This window comes from Candidatus Endomicrobiellum pyrsonymphae (genome assembly GCF_020328025.1).
In the GTDB taxonomy this organism is placed as follows: domain Bacteria; phylum Elusimicrobiota; class Endomicrobiia; order Endomicrobiales; family Endomicrobiaceae; genus Endomicrobiellum; species Endomicrobiellum pyrsonymphae.
In genome coordinates this window covers 1-4,467 of record NZ_JAIXMZ010000086.1, presented here as the reverse complement: position 1 = coordinate 4,467, position 4,467 = coordinate 1, and the positions used below count along the sequence as shown (strand labels likewise).

Genomic DNA, 4,467 nt, shown 5'->3' with positions numbered 1-4,467 from the left:
AATTTGCAGACGAAAACAGCTTGTACGATATCATTTATAAGTCGTTAAAAAATGCCCTTACGTCGCACGCTCATCCGGAAATTAGCGTGGCTAATACGCCTTTTTTGGGAGAGAGGCAAAAGCATAACTTATACGCAGACTTTACGACATCAAAATCGCGACAATCTACTGTCTATCTTAGAGAGTCTAAACCTAAGCAAAATTATATTCCTTCAAAACAAACTTATAATATAGATACGTACGCCAATGTTTTTGCAAAACAAGAAGAACTTGCATCGGAGAAATTTGATGATACTATTAAAATTATTGGACAGGTTTTCGGGACTTATATTATTGCAGAAAATAAAGGCGATTTATATATTTTTGATCAACATGCTGTTGCTGAAAGAGTTCGGTACGAGTTGTATCTTGAGCAGATGAAAAATCAGTCTATTAAATTGCAACAAATGCTTCTTCCTGAAAATTTTGATTTTGCTCCAAGTGTTTCAGAAGTTCTTAAAACAAATATCAATCTTTTTAACGAACTTGGAATAGGCATTGAAGAATTTGGACAGAATTCTTTTAGAATTACAGCGTATCCAGCATTGCTTGGAAATATATCGATGATTCCTATAGTTGAAACGATAGTAGCGGATATTGAAGACGATAAAAATGTGGAGATAGAACAGAAACGAGATAAAATTATTAAATCGGCTTGTCGCGCAAGTATAAAAGCAGGTGATAATGTTGCTTTTGTTGAGGCAAAGAAACTTATAAATGATATCTTTAAATGCGAACAACCTTTTACGTGTCCGCATGGCAGACCGACCGCGTATAAAATTTCTCAGAATGAATTGGAGAAGTTTTTTAAGCGAAAATAAATTTATTTTGTTTGGTGTTTGTTATGTTTTTAGTTTTTATAGTTGTCATGCTGAAAGAGCAAAGTGACCGAAGTATCTAGAAGAATGGATTCTTCACTTCGTTCAGAATGACGAAATATGGTAACCATTTGAGGGGTATGATGAACAATAGAGAGAAAATGAATATAATAATAATTTCAGGACCAACTGCAAGCGGAAAAACAAAAAAAGCTGTTGAATTTTGTAAAGCAAAAAATGGTGAAATAATTTCTTGCGATTCGAGACAAATATATAGATATTTAGATATTGGCACTAATAAAGAAGGTATTTTCATACAAGATGACATTCGTGAAATAGACGGAGTTTCGCAGCATTTAACTGATATTATTAATCCTGATCAAACTTACAGCGCTGCAGAATTTGCACGCAATGTTGATTTGAAAATTGCAAAAATTACAAACAAAGGCAAAATTCCTATTATAACTGGTGGCGCAGGTTTATACATTAAAGCTTTACTTTACGGGCTTGACGAAATGCCAAAAGCCGACGAATCTTTAAGAAAAGAACTAAGCGTTAAATCTCAGGAAGAACTTTATAACAAACTTTTAGTCTTAGATCCTGAGGCTGCCAAAAAAAATAAAAGAAATCCTCAGAGACTGCTTAGAGCGCTTGAAGTAAATATTATTTCAGGTAAAACTTTAAAAGAACATATCAAGCCTAAAAATTCTCGATATAATTTTAAACATTTCAGTATTTCTGTTGAGAATGAAGTTTTATATAGGAAAATTAATGAAAGATGTAAACAAATGATAGAAAACGGCATGATTGAAGAAACGCAAAAGGTTTTAGATATGGGGTTTGATAAAAAATGTCCGGCTTTGAGCGGTATAGGACATAAACATATAGTACAATACCTAGACAAGCAGATTTCAAAAAGTGATATGATTTTAGAATTTTCAAAAGATACAAGACATTATGCTAAACGCCAAAACACATGGTTTAGAGCTCAGCCAGATATTGAATTTATATAAAAGGAAAGATAATCATCAACTTATTATGGAAAATAAAACGTTAGCAAAACGTGCCGGTAAAACAGCTTTCGGGACTATTCTTTCAAGGATATTGGGGTATATTAGAGATATGCTTGTTGCTAATTTATTTGGTACAGGCATGTTTGCCGATGCTTTTTACGCAGCTTTCAGAATTCCCAATCTTTTCAGACGTATGTTTGGGGAAGGCTCATTTTCAACGGCATTTATACCTGTACTGAGCGAGTATTTGCATAAAAAAGAAAAATCGGAAGTACAAAATTTTTTAAGTATAACATTTACAATTCTTTTGTTAATATTGGTTGTAATATCTGTTTTAGGAATGTTTTTTTCGCCAATTTTGGCAAAAATAGTAGCAGGCGGGTTCTCAAATGATCCTGAAAAAATGCAGCTTACAATAGAACTTGCAAGATTGATGTTTCCTTTTATTCTTTTTATGTGTCTTGCAGCTTTTTTGTTGGCAGTCTTAAACACTTTGCATTCATTTTTTCTTCCCGCGTTTGCTCCTTCATCATTAAGTTTTTCTGAAATTTTTTATATGCTTGCTATTGCGCCCGTAATTGTTCCAGGGAATCAAATTAAAGGACTTGCCGTAAGCGTTATTATTGGCGGTGCGCTTCATTTTTTTATACAGTACCCTAAACTTAAAAGTTTGGGATGGCATTTAAAATTTAAACTTGATTTAAAACATCCCGGGGTGAGGAAAATTTTTTTTCTTATGATACCGTCAATTATAGGTTTGTCTGTAGATCAGATAAATGCCTTAGTTGACAGTCGATGCGCGTCGTCATTAGGACAAGGACCAGTATCGGCTCTTTATTATTCAAACAGACTTATGCAGATGCCTTTGGCAATTTTTGGACTTGCTCTTGTCAGCGTTTCACTTCCTGTAATGTCAAAAGCTTTTGCCCAAAAAGATATGACAACTCTAAAAAACTCTCTTAATTATTCTGTGCGTCTTACAGTTTTTACTCTTCTTCCAGCTGCGGGTGGGCTTATGGTTATAGGACTTCCTATAGTAAAACTTTTATTTGAGCATGGTAAGTTTAGTTCTTCAGGATCAATTATGACAAACAATGCGTTGTTTTATTATTCTTTAGGTCTTCCAGCTTATGCTTTGTCAAAAATTTTTGCAAATGCGTTTTATTCATTTCAAGATACTAAAACTCCTGTAAGAGTGGCAATAGTGGCTATGATTTTGCATGTTATTTTGTGTATTGCGCTAATGTATCCAATGAGTGTCGGTGGACTTGCTCTCGCAACAGCAGTTTCATCTTATTTTAATTTTATATTACTTGCCGTTTATCTGAAAAAACGTATAGGTAAACTTGGTATTAAACAAATATTGTTTTCTTCACTAAAGTCTTTAATGGCGGCTGTTGTTACTGGTATTACTGCATGGAATGTATGTAAAATATCAGAAAATTTATTTGTTTCAGTTCCCACTGCAATAATTCTGGGATTAATAGCATTTGTTGCAGTTTCATATATTTTAAAATCAGAAGAATTAAAAACTTTTACGCATATTTTCTCAAGAGATGTAAAGTTAGGCGACTATAAATAAACGGCATAGATTTGTCATGGCAAATAATAAAAATCAAAGACTTGAACAGATTCCAAAACTTCCCGGCGTTTATATAATGCGTGACGGGATTGGTAATATAATATACATAGGTAAGGCAAAAAGTCTCAAGAATAGACTTTCATCTTATTTTAACGCCGATATAAATTCGAAAGCTACAACTGTTATAACGGCAATGCGCAAGATTGAGTACATTTTGTGCGCGTCTGAAAGAGAAGCATTGCTTGTTGAAAGACAACTTATACATAAAATTAAACCATACTTTAATGCAATGTGGAAAGATGATAAATCTTATCCTTACATAAAATTTTCAATAAGTGAAGATTTTCCTCGTTTGACATTTACAAGAAAAAAACTTAAAGATGGCGGGCTATATTTTGGTCCCTATCCTCAAATTTTTTATATAAAGAAACTTGTTCGCTGGCTTGTTAAACTTTTTAAAATTCGTCCGTGTAAAATGGAACTTTCAAAAGATTTTTTGCCTGAAGAAAAAAAAGTTAAATCATGTCTTTACTGTCATACTGAAATGTGTTACGCTCCATGTCTTGGTAAAATTACATCAAAAGAATATAAAGAAAAAATTAAAGATGTTGAATTGTTTTTAAACGGTAAATTTAAAAAACTTGAAGATGAATGGAAAACTCAAATGTTTAATTTAAGCCAAAGTTTAAGTTATGAAGAGGCAAAAGAAATAAGAGACAGACTATATGCGCTTCAAAGCATGTCCGAGAGAGTTATGATAAGCGAGATTACTCAGGACGAAATAAATCAATCTGTACAAAGAGCAGGTAGTATAAATGAATTAAAAAATGTTTTAGGATTAAAGCGCCCGCCTGCTGTGATTGAGGGATTTGATAATTCAAATATACAAGGTACAAATGCCGTAGCGTCTATGGTTAGGTTTCAAAACGGTATTGCCGATAAAAAGAATTATAGAAAATTTAAAATTAAAACGGTTGTTGGCGCGGACGATTTTGCGAGCATGCGCGAAGTTGTT

At 33.1% G+C, this 4,467-nt stretch carries 3 protein-coding genes and 1 pseudogene; all 4 read left to right on the top strand.

Going from position 1 to position 4,467, the window contains the following annotated elements; translation table 11 throughout:
- Positions 1 to 860, top strand: a pseudogene (locus tag LE180_RS06300) (hypothetical protein); the annotation flags it as partial.
- Between the two features lie 137 nt (positions 861 to 997).
- Positions 998 to 1,870: a tRNA (adenosine(37)-N6)-dimethylallyltransferase MiaA gene (gene miaA / locus LE180_RS06295; protein ID WP_374134605.1), complete on the top strand. Its 873-nt coding sequence runs from the start codon at positions 998 to 1,000 to the stop codon at positions 1,868 to 1,870.
- A gap of 25 nt (positions 1,871 to 1,895) precedes the next feature.
- The gene (gene murJ, locus LE180_RS06290; RefSeq protein ID WP_374134604.1) at positions 1,896 to 3,452 is read left to right on the top strand and encodes a murein biosynthesis integral membrane protein MurJ; all 1,557 of its coding nucleotides are present in this window, start codon (positions 1,896 to 1,898) and stop codon (positions 3,450 to 3,452) included.
- Positions 3,453 to 3,468: 16 nt separating this feature from the next.
- On the top strand, positions 3,469 to 4,467 hold a 999-nt coding region (locus tag LE180_RS06285; protein ID WP_374134603.1), incomplete at its 3' end, for a GIY-YIG nuclease family protein.

What these genes read in the sequence shown, in the direction of transcription:
- miaA (WP_374134605.1), top strand. Translation starts at nt 998, where the DNA reads ATGATGAACAATAGAGAGAAAATGAATATAATAATAATTTCAGGACCA.
- murJ (WP_374134604.1), top strand. Translation starts at nt 1,896, where the DNA reads ATGGAAAATAAAACGTTAGCAAAACGTGCCGGTAAAACAGCTTTCGGG.